The sequence below is a fragment of the Spirosoma aureum genome, assembly GCF_011604685.1.
Taxonomy (GTDB): domain Bacteria; phylum Bacteroidota; class Bacteroidia; order Cytophagales; family Spirosomataceae; genus Spirosoma; species Spirosoma aureum.
Genome location: NZ_CP050063.1, coordinates 3,030,345 through 3,045,389, shown reverse-complemented (window position 1 = coordinate 3,045,389; position 15,045 = coordinate 3,030,345). Strand labels below are relative to the sequence as shown.

The window sequence follows — 15,045 nt, the reverse complement described above, 5'->3', positions numbered from 1 at the left end:
TCAATTACCCATTCCCCGTTTTATAGCTGACGTTTCTAATTGCCTCCTTCTCTCGGTTTGAATTGCTGAATACTATACTCATTCGCCTGAAGTTGATTGGGATTCTTGGCCGCTACGGCAGCATTTACCTCACCGATGCGGGCATTCAGCGTGAAAATCTTACCATTAACCTCTGCACTGGTCGTTGCCTGATCATAACCACTGGTGTCGGTCTCCACAACAGTGAATGTATTCCATCCATCGGAACTACGCACCCGCGAAACCCGATTACGATTATTGACGATATACAACTCGTTGTTATAGAGAACCATACCATCGGCATTGAGCAATGTTGGACCGGTTATCTGCTGAGGGAGGGTCGGTTTATTCAGATCAACCCGGTATAAGCTCCCTTCGTTGGATTTGGCCACAATCAGAAATTTGTCGGGATGATAGACAATACCATTCAGATTAAAGCCCTGGCTTCCAGTAAACAAGGGAGAATTGACCAGTATGCTGGGTTGAGTTGAATCGGCGGGGACTTTATAAATCACCGGGGAAAACGAGTCCGTAACGTACGCGTTTCCGCTAGGGTCAAAAGCTACATCATTGGCAAAATGAGCAGAATTCGGGAACCACTGGGTCAGATCGACCCGCTTGATATTTTGACCTGTGGCAAGATCATACACAAACAAGCCAGCTGTTTTGCCTGTCGTTTCCGGCTTGCTTTTGGTTGATACGCCCAAATCACCATTGCAGACATAGAGTTTCCCTTCCCGTACTTTAATACCAATCGCACTGATGAGCATCGCATCGTCAGCAATTGGGCTTATATCGATGTAGCGACCATTCTGATCGACCGTTCCAACTTTTCCCTGAGTGATTGAACTGATCAGAAATTTATCGAGCGCGGGCGAATAAGCAACCCCTTCCGGGTACTGTCGATTAGCCAAAAACTGGATGCGGCCGGGAAAAACCGACGCGTTAAATTCAGGATCCAACGTATTGCAGGCCGACAGGCAACAAACTAATGCAAGCAGTCGGCAGGCTCTTTTGACGAAACTATTCATTGGCATAAGATCTTACAGACGGTCAATCAATTCATACGTTCACGCTATATACAGGCTGACTGTTCATTTTTTTACTTATTAGTCTTCTGTTTGAGTTTAGGTCCCTGCCACCACAGCATGAACCTAAACCCAAACAGAAGTCTTAACCTATACACTGAAGTATAATCTAACTAATCTTTTACTCAACTGTGCAAGATTGAGGCCAATCGATTCGATGGCGAATGCAAAAACTATCCCTTCGTTTTCGTGTTCTATATAAACACAACTCCTTACAACGCTATGAAACATTTTGAGACCCTTACTGAAGCGATGGAGGACCTGCGCAGCCGTGGCTACACGCATGAGTTTGCTCCCAAGAAAGATTTTTTGATCGAAAAAAGCACCGAAACCAAATTAAGCGGTGAAGAATTTAACGTAGACGAATTTCACCGTTTCGAAGGCACGTCCGATCCCGGTGATGAAATGACCTTGTATGCCATTACTACGAATGGCGGCTTGAAAGGTGTATTTGTTTCGGCGCAGGGGACTTATGCCAACGAAGTGTCGTCTGAATTAATGGCAAAGTTCAACATAGTCGACCGCCGGGAGGTAAATACACAAGGTTCTGTTGAGCCAATTGCGCATTTACCGGCCAGCTGATAAATGTTTTTGATCATATTTGCAAGAAAACAACCCGGAACATGTCAAATTTTCCGGGTTTTACACTATATTTGCGGCCTTTACACAAAAACGCGCTGTTCTTTTCCGTACTGATACGCCATGAAGTTATCCGAGTTTAAATTTGATTTGCCCGAAAGTTTAATTGCCAAATACCCAGTTGAGCGGGGTGAATCACGGTTAATGGTTGTTGACCGTAAAACAAAAACCATTGAGCACAAGCAGTTTTCGGATATACTGAGTTATTTCGGTGACGGCGACGTGATGGTCATCAACAATACAAAAGTATTTCCGGCAAGATTATACGGCAATAAAGAGAAGACTGGTGCTAAAATCGAAGTTTTTTTGCTGCGCGAACTCAACCGTGAGATGAAGCTCTGGGACGTATTAGTCGATCCAGCCCGCAAAATCCGCGTTGGAAATAAACTCTATTTCGGTGATAGTGATCTGGTAGCCGAAGTGATCGACAATACAACATCACGCGGCCGCACGATCCGGTTCCTCTTCGATGGCAATCATGAAGAGTTTATGAAAGCAGTTGATGAACTGGGCGAAACCCCACTTCCCCGCGAGATCAATCGCGATGCTGAGCTTTCTGACCGTGATCTTTACCAAACAGTTTTTGCTGAACACGTTGGTGCAGTAGCTGCCCCGACGGCTGGTTTGCATTTTACGCGAGCCATGATGAAGCGGATGGAAATTAAAGGCATTCATTTTGCCCCCATCACCCTACACGTCGGCCTGGGCACCTTCCGTCAGGTTGACGTTGAAGACCTCACCAAGCACAAAACCGACTCAGAAAACTATCGTATTCCCGAAGATGCGGCTCAAATTGTCAATACAGCCCTCGATGGCGGCAAACGTGTTTGTGCTGTTGGCACCACATCGCTTAAAGCCATTGAATCGTCGGTATCGGCCAACAGCCGCCTGAAGCCCGTTGAAGGCTGGACCGATAAATTTATCTTTCCTCCATACGACTTCAAAATCGCAAACTCACTGCTGACCAGTCTGCACCTGCCAGAGTCGATCCTGATTATGATGACCAGTGCGTTCGGTGGGCATGAACTGATCAAACACGCATACGAAGTAGCAATCAAAGAAAAATATCGCTTTTTCAGCTACGGCGACGCGATGCTAATTCTTTAAGGCAATTAGTTGGTGAGTCAATCACCTGGTAAGTACTTTTGAGGGGCTTTATGGCCCCTCATTTTGTTATGACGAATTCAGGCACCAACGCGCCAAACCATCACCATTTTGCGATTATTGTTGCCGGCGGAAGCGGCAGCCGGATGAAATCCGATGTACCCAAGCAGTTTCTATTGCTCGGCGGCAAGCCCATTCTTCAACACACACTCGAACAGTTTCTGGCCGTAATCCCTGCTTCTCAGATCATTCTGGTACTCCCTTCCCGTGATCAAATGGTCTGGGATGCCCTCTGTGATCAACATAATTTTCATCCTTCGATTCAGACCGTTACGGGTGGAGCCACTCGTTTCCAATCCGTTCGTAACGGGCTGGCTGCCATTGTGTCCGATGAAGGATTGGTCGCTGTTCACGACGGTGTTCGGCCGTTTATTACGCCGGATATCATTAGTACCAGCTTCGCGACAGCCGCCCAAACGGGATCAGCCGTGACCTGCGTTTCCGTGAAGGATTCGGTACGAGTTGTCGATGCCAACGGAAGCAGCAAAGCTGTTGACCGAAGTCTGTATCGCCTGATACAAACTCCTCAAACCTTCCGGCTGGGTTTATTCCGGCAAGCGTTTAAGGCCGAGGAACAACCATTTTTTACCGATTGCGCCAGCGTAATGGAGTATTCTGGCTTTCCGATTACGCTCATCGAAGGATCGTACGAGAATATCAAGATTACAACACCCGACGATTTGAAAGGGCGTTAATTGCAAGAATCAGATGGGACTAACCTAGAGAGTAGGGAGGTAATTGACACTTATTTGATGGATCTGCTCAAGCAACTCCTCCAGTTGAACGTCTGTTGTTAGTGGGTTCATCAGCGATACTCGCAGGTAAACCCGGCCCCGTAATGTCGTTTGTACGATGTAAACCCGGCCATTTTTCAATAACCGATCGCGGAGTCGCGTATTCAGTGCATCAAGTTCGGCGGGCATATGCGCACCGCCTAAATACCGAAAACATACGATATTGCTTTCTGGCTCAACGGCGAGTTCGAAGTCAGGCCGGTGTCGTACCAGATTGGCAAAACGCTGTGCCAGCCCGTAAAGTGTTTCGACGTTGGCCGTAAAGATTTCTTCACCATACGTTCGTAAAACAGTATATATTTTCACGCTCATCATCAGTTTGGTACACTCAAAAGCCCGCTTACCCGAATTGAACCAATCTTTTGCCGTGGCATCGGCCCAGAGGTACTGCGCTTTTTGCTGAAATGTCTGGTACGAGTCGGCGTCACGCTGGTAAAGAACTGCCGTCACCAGCGCGGGAATCATCATCATTTTGTGGAAATCGATCACTACCGAATCGGCACGTTCGATACCCTGAACCAGGGACCGGTACTTATTCGAAAGTACGACAGCCCCACCATGCGCCCCGTCCACATGGAACCACAACTTGTGTTTCTGACAGAAATTGGCGATGGCTACCAGATTATCGTACGAGCCTGTCGAGGTTGAACAGGCACTACCCACAACGGCAAAAACCGTTAATCCTGCGGCTTTTGCCTGCTCCAGATAGTTCTCCAGCAACTCGGTTCGCATCTGAAAACGATCATTTGTCGGAATTTTGATAATGCCTTCGCTACCGAGCCCCATAATTCGGGCGGCCCGATCTACACAATAGTGGGCTTCTTCAGAAACCATAATCGCTAACCGGGTAGTATGGCCTGCTTCCCAGACGTCTGTAGGGGCCGTTACGGCACGGGCTGTGAGCAGGGCTGTCAGGTTTGCGAGAGTTCCTCCCGAGGTTAGCACACCACTGGCATTATCACCAAAATTCATTTTCCGGGCGAGCCACTGGGTTACAATGCGTTCGAGCGCGTTGGCCGTCATCCCCATTTCATATACTGCCATCCCGTTATTAAGCAAGCCGGTCAACATGCCGGTCATAGCCGCCAGAGGCAGTGGAGGGGCAACCTGATGCCCCATAAATCGAGGATTGTGTAAATGGATGGATCGCTGCACGATGTCGGCTAGTAAAGGCAACGGATCATCATTGGCTGGCTTCTGAAAATCGGCTTCCCAGTAGGCCAACTGTTCATCGGGTTCAGCATAGGGCAAAACGGGTTGTTCGGCCTTTTCAGCTGTATCGAGATGATCTGCCAATAAATCGACCAGCGCGTGTGCCTGCCGGCGAAATGTCTCGGAAGAGTAAGCAGCAATTAATGAATCATTCATGGCATTAGCTACCTGACGGGGAGTTTGTTGGTGTCATTCTGCGACAAATGAAGAACTTAATTTTGATACACGGAAATGCTTAATTTTGATGAATTGATAGCAAAATCGCATCAGTGGATATCTACCAGCTCAGGCATTTTCTGGCTTTAGCCAGTACACTAAATTACCGAAAGACTGCCGAAAACGTCTTCATTGCCCAACCTGCCCTGAGTCGGCAGATTCAGCAGCTGGAGCGTGAAGTCGGTGCCTTGCTATTCAAGCGTGATAAACGCAACGTTGCCTTAACGCCGGCGGGTATCTACCTGCAACAGGAAGCAGGTCGTTTGCTTGAACAATTGGAACAGGCTTTTCGACGAACGGCCCAAATTCATCGGGGCGAAGCGGGCGAGATTCGGATTGGCCATGCCAGTTCGGCCATGCAGTCGATTCTGCCAAAGTTGCTGGTCAGTATTCGTGAGAAAACGCCTGATCTGCGGGCAATCCTGATGGAGACGCCCAATCGCTTTCAGATGGAAGCACTCCTGAACCGGGAAATAGATGTAGGATTTTCGCCTAACATCATCGCCCCACCAGCTATCAGTAGCCGGGTTGTTTACACCGAGAACTTCGTAGTGATCCTGCCCGAAAATCATCCTGTAAGTCCGGAATCCTTTTCGAATCTCTCTGTTTTTACCCACGACTCATTTATCTTGCCACCCCAGTCTGAAGGAAGTGGCTATGTCGAAAGCATTCAGGCGATGTGCCAACAGCATGGTTTTCTGCCGCATATTGCCTACGAATCGGCTTATTCGGGTACGGTTTTGCGGTTGGTAGAAGCAGGTATGGGTATATCTATTGAGCCGATGTCAGCCTTGCGTGGTCAAAATCTTCGACTCAAAACCATTGCCTTGATCAACGTAGCCCAGAAAGCAGAGATGCATATGCTATGGCTAACTGAACGGACCACTGAGCTCCAACCATTTTTTTCGTTAGTCGACCAGATTTTATAAGATACATGCGTAATCGACTATCTTCCAATCAATACGCCAATGGTATCCTGGCCGGAGATCGGCTCCTGTTGAGCCGGGCCATTACGCTCATCGAAAGCCGACGCTCCGACGATCAGGCGCTGGCACAGGAGGTGCTGGCAAACGTAGTCGCTCAAACGGCCAGTTCACGTTCAGAATCATCCATTCGGGTCGGCATTACGGGTGTACCGGGCGTTGGTAAAAGCACATTCATCGAAGCGTTGGGTAAACACCTGACCGAACTTGGCCATCGACTGGCGGTGCTGGCCGTTGACCCCACCAGTCAACGCTCGGGCGGAAGCTTACTTGGCGACAAAACCCGCATGGAAACGTTGTCCATGAATCCAGACGCTTACATTCGTCCTTCGCCAGCAGGCGACGCACTGGGGGGTGTGGCGCAACGCACGCGCGAAACCATTCTTTTGTGCGAAGCCGCCGGATTTGATATCATTTTGGTTGAAACGGTTGGCGTAGGGCAATCAGAAACGGTTGTTCATGGTATGGTTGATTTCTTTCTGCTGTTGATGCTGGCAGGAGCAGGCGACGAACTCCAGGGCATGAAACGTGGCATCATGGAGCTAGCCGATGCACTGACCATTACCAAAGCCGACGACGATAATATAGCGCACGCCCGGCGTGCCCAGGTCGATTACCAGAATGCCTTACATCTCTTCCCGCCTACCGGCACAGGCTGGTTTCCGCCCGTACTGACCTGCTCGGCCCTGACTGGCGATGGCATAGCGGCCATCTGGCAAACGATTCTGGAATACCAGCAGCTAACCACAGCGAATGGCTATCGTAAACAACGGAGACAGGAGCAGCAATTAACCTGGTTTCGCTCGTTGATACAGCACGAACTGAATGCCCGGTTTTACGCCCAGGCAGGTATGCGCGAGCGGCTGGAAACCATCGAAACTAAGGTAAAAGCAGGTACCTTACTGCCCGTTCCGGCCGTACAGGCTTTGCTGGATTCCAGCCTTTAGTGAGCTGTGTCGAACGGATTGTAGTGCAAGCAATGAAATAAAAATGTCGATCAGGCAAACCGAACAGCTAAACACATAATTTACTGACAAAGAAGCCATTAATTACTCTATTAAGTGAACCGTTAACTACTGCGCAACGACTAATCACGGCGAACCACCTATCGACAACAGCAACCTGCTTACTTCTTTTTTATTTTTACACTCATGCACAGATTTCTATTCCTTGTTAGCTTTCTGCTGTCTACAATGGCAGCTTCTGCTCAACGAGATACATTGATCACGATCACCTCATCGGGCGGCCTACAGTTTGACCAGAAACGGCTTATCGTTAAACCGAATACACGCCTTCGGCTCATTTTTCAGAACAAAGACGACATGGCCCATAATCTCGTTGTAACGCGGCCAAACTCACGTCTGCGGGTGGTTGAGTTTGCCCTTGCTCTGGGCGCTAAAGGTCCGGCTCAGCATCATGTGCCGGTCATGGATGATGTACTGGCGCATACAACGAGCATTGAGCCGGGCAACTCCGACTCGCTCACCGTCACACTGGCCGAAGGGGCTTATCCGTTTGTGTGTACCTACCCCGGACATGGTTCGATCATGTATGGCGTCATTTACGCTACAAATCAACCGAAACTTCTCCCCGCTCCCGAAACGGATCGGAACCTTCCGAACCCCGAGCGGACAGCCGAAGCAGCCCACCATCACGCGGCAGCGTCCGGCCATCCTTATTCTCTACAATTACCCGCTGTGTACCGAACATTCATGCCCGATTGCGGCCCTGCAGCTATTGCGGTAGGTTTGCCCGGTCCCGAAGGTGGTCAGTCATATGTGTTCGATGCTGGGCAGTGCCGGTTGCGTTATGCCTGGTCGGGTGGCTTTGTGGATAATACGGAGCAGTGGGATGGCAAGGGGCAACGATTTACGAAACTGGTTGGCGACATCTATTTTCGGGATACGGGCGGCTTTCCCTGGAAAATCGGTACAACAAAGCAGGAAGTACCCCAATTTAAAGGCTATCGATTGATCAACCAATATCCTGAGTTCCGGTATATCGTCAACGGTGTCGAAATTCGGGAATTGATCAAACCAATGGCGAGCGGGCGGGGGCTTGTCCGAATCTTTACGCTTAGTCCATCAAAACAGCCCGTCACTTTTGTCACAACGTCCCAGCCCGGCATCCATTTCAAACCCTCGGTCGGTCGAGTGCAGAACGGAGCGATTCAGCTACCCAACGGAACGCGTCAGTTCTCTCTAACCGTGTCAACGCTCTAAACTTACAGGAGGTAGGCCATCAGCTTTAAAATGGCTGCATAGCTGATTGTATGCCTCCAGCACCCTCCAAAACCATGCTTGCTACCCTTCTTCTCTCGGCCTTGCTTGTAACTTCGGCACCGGCTGATACCATAACTGATTATTACGAAGTCGAAACCATTCCTACGCCACCGGGTCTGGTGGCTGAAACAGGTGGTCTGTCTTTTTTACCCGATGGACGACTGGCGGCTTGTTTCCATCGGGGCGAGGTAATGCTTTACAACCCAAAAACAAAGGTCTGGAAGCTCTTCGCCGAAGGTTTGCACGACCCTCTGGGCGTTGTTGCCGTTAGTAATAATCAGTTATTAGTTATTCAACGACCTGAACTGACACGCATCACCGACACAAACGGCGATGGTCTGGCCGACCAATATGAAACCGTAACGGATCAGTTCGGCATGTCGGGTAATTATCATGAGTTTGCGTTTGGGCCTGTGCGCGATACGAAAGGAAACTTATACATCAGCCTGAATACAGCGTCGAATGGAGCTGGTATCCGCGACGAAGTGCGTGGGCAGTATGACGCGCTTGGGCGACAGGGACGCATGTATGCCTGCGTACCTTATCGGGGCTGGGTTATGCAGATTACGCCCGATGGCAAGGTAAAGCCCTATGCCAGTGGTTTCCGGTCGCCCAATGGCCTTGGATTCGACGCACAGGGGCGGCTATACGTTACCGATAATCAGGGCGACTGGCTCGGAACCAGCAAGTTATTTCACGTGGAAGAAGGTAAATTCTATGGCCATCCGGCCAGTCTGGTCTGGCGACCGGGGTTCCCCGACATTGACCCACTGACGTTGTCCGTAAAAACCCTGGATAGCATGCGTACGGTTGAATCAATTTCTTTTCCGCATGAGGTCATGGCTCACTCGCCAACGCAACTGGTTACGGATAATACAGGCGGTAAATTTGGCCCATTTGCCGGACACCTCTTTGTGGGTGAAATGGATTTTTCGCGCCTTATCCGCATACTGCCCGACGAAGTAGACGGGCAAATACAAGGGGCCTGCATTCCATTCTACGACAAGGCTGGGGGAAAAATTCCACTCCGGATTGGTAATAACCGACTGGCTTTCGCCCCCGACGGCAGTTTGTGGCTTGGTCAGACCGATCACGGCTGGCTTGGCGATCGGGGCATACAGCGAATCCGGTATAAAGGTGCAGCTGCCGGCGTTCCACTAGACATTCTTGGCATGAAGTTAACGACCACCGGTTTCGACCTGACGTTTACGCAACCGCTTGATGAAGCCACAGCCCGTGATCTGGCCAATTATCGATTCAAGAGTTATTATTACGAGTACCATCGAGCCTATGGTTCACCACAGATGGATGTTCATACGGTAGCCGTTGCAGCTGTTAAATTATCCGCTGACCGTAAAACAGTCTCTTTAATGATCAATGAGTTGAAGGCCAGCCGTATTTATGAACTGAATTTAGGCAGTTTGCTGGCCAGTAACGGGCAGAAAAAACTAGCGAATCACCTAGTTTGCTATACACTAAACCGACTTGTTAAAGACGACACATCAGCGGTCCGTAAAACGCACTAACCGGGCAGGATGGCGGTCAAACAGACGCATCGTATCGATGGTCTCATAACGTTCACCCAGCAAGCTAACCGAATCGGCGATATAATACGCATTGGCCAGTTTACGATCCGTCTTTCGGAGAATCTCTCCTCTAAGCGCAGCAATGTGAAACGAATTTACATCCGTTGCCCCGGTACTGCCAATCGTTTCCCGATAGCCATACAAGGGTGAACCGATCGTTTTTCGGGCAATACGTTCCGATTCATTTTTATAAAACTGTCGGGACGCCAGCCGACCTGGCAAGGCTATCCAGTTGATTCCGATTCGCACTACAACCATCACCAGTAACATTCGTCCGAGCCGGTTTTCGGTATCCTGCCACAACCACCAGGCACTGGCCGCCAGCAGGATAAAAACTAGGCCCGTTTTCCAGATTATACCATCGACTACGCGCGTTTTAGGATGAAAAACGGCTACCCAGCAGCCTATGGTAACAATACCAGTTAGTACCAGCCAAATCCATTCGACCCATTTGCGTGGCGAATGAGCTGGTGTACTTTTTTCGTAATAGAAATAGGCTAACACCGTAAACAAAAGTGGTAACAAACCAATAAGATAGCGTGCATAGACCTGTGGCGATGACCAGTAAACTAGCACATTGGCCAGAAATATGATCGCATTAAACGCAATAAAGGACTCTGCTTTAATCTGAGCCAGGCTACCCCGACGAAAAGGTAAACAGATTAGTAAAAGATAGGGCACGAAATGATAAATCATCTCAAACGGAAACGTAAACAGATGGAGCAGCGTCTCCCCTACACCAAATGTAACCACTGTCCGTTTTGTGCTTTCGTCGAATAGAACGCTGGCTACGTTTTCCAACGGAATCTGATTTCGGCTAAAATAAGCAACGTAATAACTCCCCGTAATGAGAAGAAATAAGCTAATACCTACAAAATGAGCAGGATGCCACAACCGTCGGAACTGGCGGGTATAAACAAACCAACTCATCAGCGTAAGCCCCTGAAATACAAGCGATGGTAAGCCTTTTGTTAGAAAACCAAGAGCTGTCAGCGTGTAGGTGGCCAGAAACAAGGCCCAATAGTTACGGCGTTGATCAAAATGATAAACCAGCATCATTGCCGAATAGGTCAACCAGGCAAAGGGGATGTCAATTGAGCTCCAGAGCGAGTCGTAAATCAGAACCCGGCCATTCGTCAGTACCATCATCGCCACAACGAAAGCGATCATTGTTGAGCGATCAGCGCGAACGGGCATGTATCGCCGTACGAAGCCGAATATTGTCAGGCCAAACAGCAACAAGGCAACTACCATCGGCAGCCGCAGCGTAAACGACGAGTAACTGCCAAAGAGCTTATAAGAAGCGATAATAATCCAGTTGTAAAGCGGTGGTTTATTAAAGTACAATTCACCGTTCAGCGTTGGGGTAATGTAATCGCCCGATAGTATCATTTCGAGCGCTACCAATGCCCGGCGCGGCTCGTCAGAACTCGTATCGAGTGGCAGGTAACCCAGATGTGACAGTAAAGCGATCAATAACAGGCTCACTGTCAGTGCAGGCCAGCGAATCAGGTAAAGAAGCCAGGAATGATGAGTTACTGTATTATTGACCACAAATACATTGAGTTTACATTTCTACCACAAAAAAAGGCGAACCATCGGTTCGCCCTACATTTCACTTAAAATTAATCCCTATGAATTTCCCAGAGTCCGGTCTGGCTCATCGGTCCGATTTACGGGAACTGAGCTTTCCGACGTGCTACGGTTCCAGTCAGCATCGGCTACTTTTCCGGAATCCGATACGGTAGTGTCGTTTGTTGGCTGCTGATAGGCCGTCATTGGATTGTCTTCATCGGTTGATGCGTCGTCGGCATCGACAGACAATGGCGGCTGTCCCCAAGACGCTCGCTTTGCTTCTTCGACATCGGCAGCGGTAGGCTGATTATCTTCGGTCGCTGCCCGTGCCTCGGCCTCCTCAACATCACCCGGCACATCGGTATCGCTACTGGATGCGACTCGAGATGGCAATTCGTTATCCAGATTCTTATCGTTCAGTTGTGCCAATTCAGGAGCAATGCCCATTGTATTGTGCATCTGCTGAGCAGCATACGACTCCGTGCTTTCTTTGCGGCTTTTACTACTTACGCTCATAACGTTGTTGGTTTAGTGTTGAGTTAGTAATGTGATCGGTAATCTGCTCAATCGAGAACTCATTACACAATCAGTATTCGTTGACTATATCAGTAAGTTGGCTGATTGTTAAGATCGGTCCCCGTATGCGCAATATCGTGATCGGTTTCCTCCTGCGAGTCATCAGCAGACTCGTCAGCTTTTGCTTTATCGTCCTGTTTCTTAGCTTCTTTCTGTGCTTCAGGAGTATCTACTTTGTCGGCAGAGGCATAATCGTCGGGGCCGCTCGTAGTTACATCGACCATAGCCGTGTTTGTTTTTCCCTGATCGCCAACAGCAGTATCAATGCCCTCCTGCGTTACCTCCATGGTACTGTTATCCTGATCGCCCATACGCAGAATACCATTTTTACCATCCATATCCGTACTTCCAATGGCACGATCATTGCGGCCATCCTGCCCTCCACGAACTTGCTGACTATCCAGACCGTTGGCGGAGTTTTCCTGCTCGTACTGATGTTTATTATCCTGTTCGCGCCGATCGACATCGGCGTCATCCGAACCAAAAGGGCCTTTGGTCCGTCCGTTAATTTGCGCATCGTCGCGCTTTACGTCTTTCGTGTCGTTTTCCATGGCGTTGAGTACTATTTGTGTTTAGAATAACTTGGATTTCCCGAAAAGGTTTGTCTTTCAGATCGCTGATATGTGGGTATGTAGTAGCTATTTTCAGCGAAACGACTAGTCCTGCAATAAGACCATTTGGTTAAAAAATAAGATATTTTCGCTATAAATCAGTAACTACCGCTTAGTAAATACTACGCATTGGCATCACCATAAACACATAATAATTATATTAAATATATTAATAGCTATACTTTTTGTAAACCGATTAGTGGTCTGCAATGTACTCAGGGACTTTATTTATTCGACGGTATGTTAGCCTGTTAGAAAGGATAGGTTCTTTGTAGCCGCATATACCCAATCTCAATGGCCAAATCGATTCGGCCATCGGGTAAGATGCTTCATTTTAGAATAATTTAATAGTTGGATAAAGCGTAATGCGAAAAACGGGCTGACATTGTCGGCTCGTTTTTTTGTTTTTTTCTCAATCAACAAATAAGATCAGACACCTTGATGAGGATAACCTAATCGAACTCGCAATTCTATTATTTCTAAAAACCCTACAATAATAGCGCCAGAATTACTACTTACTTTATTATCAGTGAAATTTTTAATCAGTTTAAATTGTGTCTCTCTAAAGTTAATCAACTGTAGTAGAGAACATCCTTATTGGTTTCAAAATTAGTTTTGTACTAACCGCCTAAATCGGTCATGTTCTGTCGCCAGCTAAACGGTGGTAAACAGCTTCTGGCAAAAAAAAGGAGGTCATCAAATTGATGAGCCTCCTTTTCAGAAAACGATCCGGGTCGTTTAGTCTACGTCCCAGAACAGTTTCGTCGCAAATGCGTCAATATTGCCCTGAGCGGTTACGTTGGCCGTATTTGAACCAGACTCCGTATTGGGGTAGAAAAACCGCACTGGACGTTTGTTGTCAGGCACCTGAATACTCTGCGGAATAACCGGCAGGTTCGTCCGTCGGTATTCAGCCCAGGCCTCCAGACCGTTGAAGTTTACGAACGAAATCCATTTCTGAATAGCTATCGCGGCCAATTTATCAGTCGATGCATCCCAGTCATAGTTTTGAATTTTGCTACCTTTAAAAGCTGCAGCACCGGCAGTATTTGCTCCCAGGACACGGAACGACTGAACAATACCTTCTTCAAAATATGCTTTCGCAGTATTCGGTAGTGTTACATCTGTATAGCGTTGTTTCGCTTCTGCCAACAGAAATTGCACTTCGGAGGCTGTCATAAGAATGTAAGGACGGTTGTATTCCCCTTTCACGATCAGACTTGGCCCCAGCGAGGTTGTATTGGCGGGTAAGTAGCCAGAACTGGCCCCAAACGGTGTACCAGAATAGTTAGCTGCGACTTCTTTGAGGGTACTTACGCCCGGCGTACTGGAATTCTCACCGCCATTGGCATAGGCAATCCGCTTCAGGCGTAGGGTATCACCAGACGCTTTGAGGCTATTGACGAGAAACTGCGTTAACCGCGGATAGTTGTTAAGAGCTCGTTTTGCGCCGTTAGCGTCATAACCCCAGCGGTCGTATACAGGATTTAGTTTCCCGGCCGTCGCTAAAAAGAACGAAGGCCCACCAACCGCAACCTCTGATGCCGTAATAAAACCAGAACCTTCAGTAACAATCTTATTGATTTCAGTTTTGATATACGTATCGCGCCCTGAAACTTTAGACTGACGAATAAGAATTCTCATTTTGAGGGAGTTGGCAAATTGAACCCATTTGGTAATATTACCACCGAAGACAATATCGGAACCAGTAAAAGCACTGGCAAAGGCGTTGGCTTTTAAATCCGTAATAGCCTCGTCTAACAAGGCAATAAGCGATTCGTAGACCGCTTTCTGATCATCGAATTTTGGGGCCAGCGACGTTGTCGCTTTCAATGCATCTGAATACGGCAAATTCCCATACATATCGACCAATTGCTGGTACAGCATGGCTTTCATGACTTTTGAGGGCCCTTTCAGATACTTCTGGCTATTTGCGTCAGCATTGTCGATTACAAACTGGTAATCCTGCAAATTATCATAATACGGGTCCCAATAGTTGAAATCGCCATTGGTAAATTGATAGGCGAATTGAGCCGTATTGATGATATACCCATTACCCTGCGTCCATTGGCCAGACCAGTAGAAACCGATTTCGCTTGATCCCTGTCCATCTGTATTTCCAGCAATATTTCTGGCTGACGTATTCAGGGCATTCGTAAAGACAAAGCTCGGTGAAGCGGTTGGCAACTGATTCGGATTGGTGTTAACGTCCAGATATGATTTCGGATCACAGCTCGTACCAATCACGGCCACTAAAGCGGCTATAATTATTGTTTTGAATTTCATGTCAAGTCAATCGTT

The 15,045-nt window shown here is 48.2% G+C and carries 13 protein-coding genes; 7 read left to right on the top strand and 6 right to left on the bottom strand.

Annotation, left to right across the window (positions count from 1 at the left end; all coding sequences use genetic code 11):
* Positions 1–35: 35 nt before the first annotated feature.
* Positions 36–1,049 carry an SMP-30/gluconolactonase/LRE family protein gene (locus G8759_RS12015; protein ID WP_167208237.1) on the bottom strand — a complete coding sequence of 338 codons (1,014 nt, stop codon included), beginning with the start codon at positions 1,047–1,049 and terminating at the stop codon, positions 36–38.
* 279 nt (positions 1,050–1,328) lie between these two features.
* On the opposite strand from G8759_RS12015, the gene G8759_RS12010 reads away from it, so the two are divergent.
* The 3 genes from G8759_RS12010 (at position 1,329) to G8759_RS12000 (ending at position 3,604) form a co-directional block, all read left to right on the top strand.
* Positions 1,329–1,688 (top strand): hypothetical protein, encoded by a 360-nt coding sequence (locus G8759_RS12010; RefSeq protein WP_167208235.1) that lies wholly within the window; start codon positions 1,329–1,331, stop codon positions 1,686–1,688.
* A gap of 120 nt (positions 1,689–1,808) precedes the next feature.
* Complete coding sequence (gene queA / locus G8759_RS12005; protein WP_167208232.1) at positions 1,809–2,852, top strand: tRNA preQ1(34) S-adenosylmethionine ribosyltransferase-isomerase QueA; 1,044 nt, start codon at positions 1,809–1,811, stop codon at positions 2,850–2,852.
* Between the two features lie 68 nt (positions 2,853–2,920).
* Complete coding sequence (locus G8759_RS12000; RefSeq protein WP_167208230.1) at positions 2,921–3,604, top strand: 2-C-methyl-D-erythritol 4-phosphate cytidylyltransferase; 684 nt, start codon at positions 2,921–2,923, stop codon at positions 3,602–3,604.
* A gap of 24 nt (positions 3,605–3,628) precedes the next feature.
* Here G8759_RS12000 and G8759_RS11995 read toward each other — a convergent pair whose 3' ends face one another.
* Positions 3,629–5,071: a pyridoxal phosphate-dependent decarboxylase family protein gene (locus G8759_RS11995; protein WP_167208228.1), complete on the bottom strand. Its 1,443-nt coding sequence runs from the start codon at positions 5,069–5,071 to the stop codon at positions 3,629–3,631.
* Positions 5,072–5,184: 113 nt separating this feature from the next.
* Between G8759_RS11995 and G8759_RS11990 the strand changes: the two genes are divergently transcribed.
* From G8759_RS11990 to G8759_RS11975, 4 genes are all read left to right on the top strand, one after another.
* Complete coding sequence (locus G8759_RS11990; protein ID WP_167208226.1) at positions 5,185–6,060, top strand: LysR substrate-binding domain-containing protein; 876 nt, start codon at positions 5,185–5,187, stop codon at positions 6,058–6,060.
* 5 nt (positions 6,061–6,065) lie between these two features.
* Entirely contained in the window at positions 6,066–7,061 is a 996-nt protein-coding gene (gene meaB, locus G8759_RS11985) for a methylmalonyl Co-A mutase-associated GTPase MeaB (RefSeq protein ID WP_167208224.1), read from the top strand.
* A 204-nt stretch (positions 7,062–7,265) separates the two neighbouring features.
* A complete protein-coding gene (locus G8759_RS11980) occupies positions 7,266–8,336 on the top strand; it encodes a plastocyanin/azurin family copper-binding protein (protein ID WP_167208222.1) in 1,071 nt (356 codons plus the stop codon).
* A 74-nt stretch (positions 8,337–8,410) separates the two neighbouring features.
* Complete coding sequence (locus tag G8759_RS11975; RefSeq protein WP_167208220.1) at positions 8,411–9,922, top strand: PQQ-dependent sugar dehydrogenase; 1,512 nt, start codon at positions 8,411–8,413, stop codon at positions 9,920–9,922.
* Here G8759_RS11975 and G8759_RS11970 read toward each other — a convergent pair.
* The 4 genes from G8759_RS11970 to G8759_RS11955 all read right to left on the bottom strand — a co-directional run bounded on the left by G8759_RS11970 (position 9,899) and on the right by G8759_RS11955 (position 15,030).
* Complete coding sequence (locus G8759_RS11970; protein WP_232074218.1) at positions 9,899–11,536, bottom strand: ArnT family glycosyltransferase; 1,638 nt, start codon at positions 11,534–11,536, stop codon at positions 9,899–9,901. The genes G8759_RS11975 and G8759_RS11970 overlap by 24 nt on opposite strands.
* A gap of 78 nt (positions 11,537–11,614) precedes the next feature.
* Positions 11,615–12,073: a hypothetical protein gene (locus G8759_RS11965; RefSeq protein ID WP_167208218.1), complete on the bottom strand. Its 459-nt coding sequence runs from the start codon at positions 12,071–12,073 to the stop codon at positions 11,615–11,617.
* An 89-nt stretch (positions 12,074–12,162) separates the two neighbouring features.
* Complete coding sequence (locus G8759_RS11960; RefSeq protein ID WP_167208216.1) at positions 12,163–12,684, bottom strand: hypothetical protein; 522 nt, start codon at positions 12,682–12,684, stop codon at positions 12,163–12,165.
* Between the two features lie 798 nt (positions 12,685–13,482).
* On the bottom strand, positions 13,483–15,030 hold the full coding sequence (locus G8759_RS11955; RefSeq protein ID WP_167208214.1) for a SusD/RagB family nutrient-binding outer membrane lipoprotein: 1,548 nt from the start codon (positions 15,028–15,030) through the stop codon (positions 13,483–13,485).
* Between the last annotated feature and the right edge of the window lie 15 nt (positions 15,031–15,045).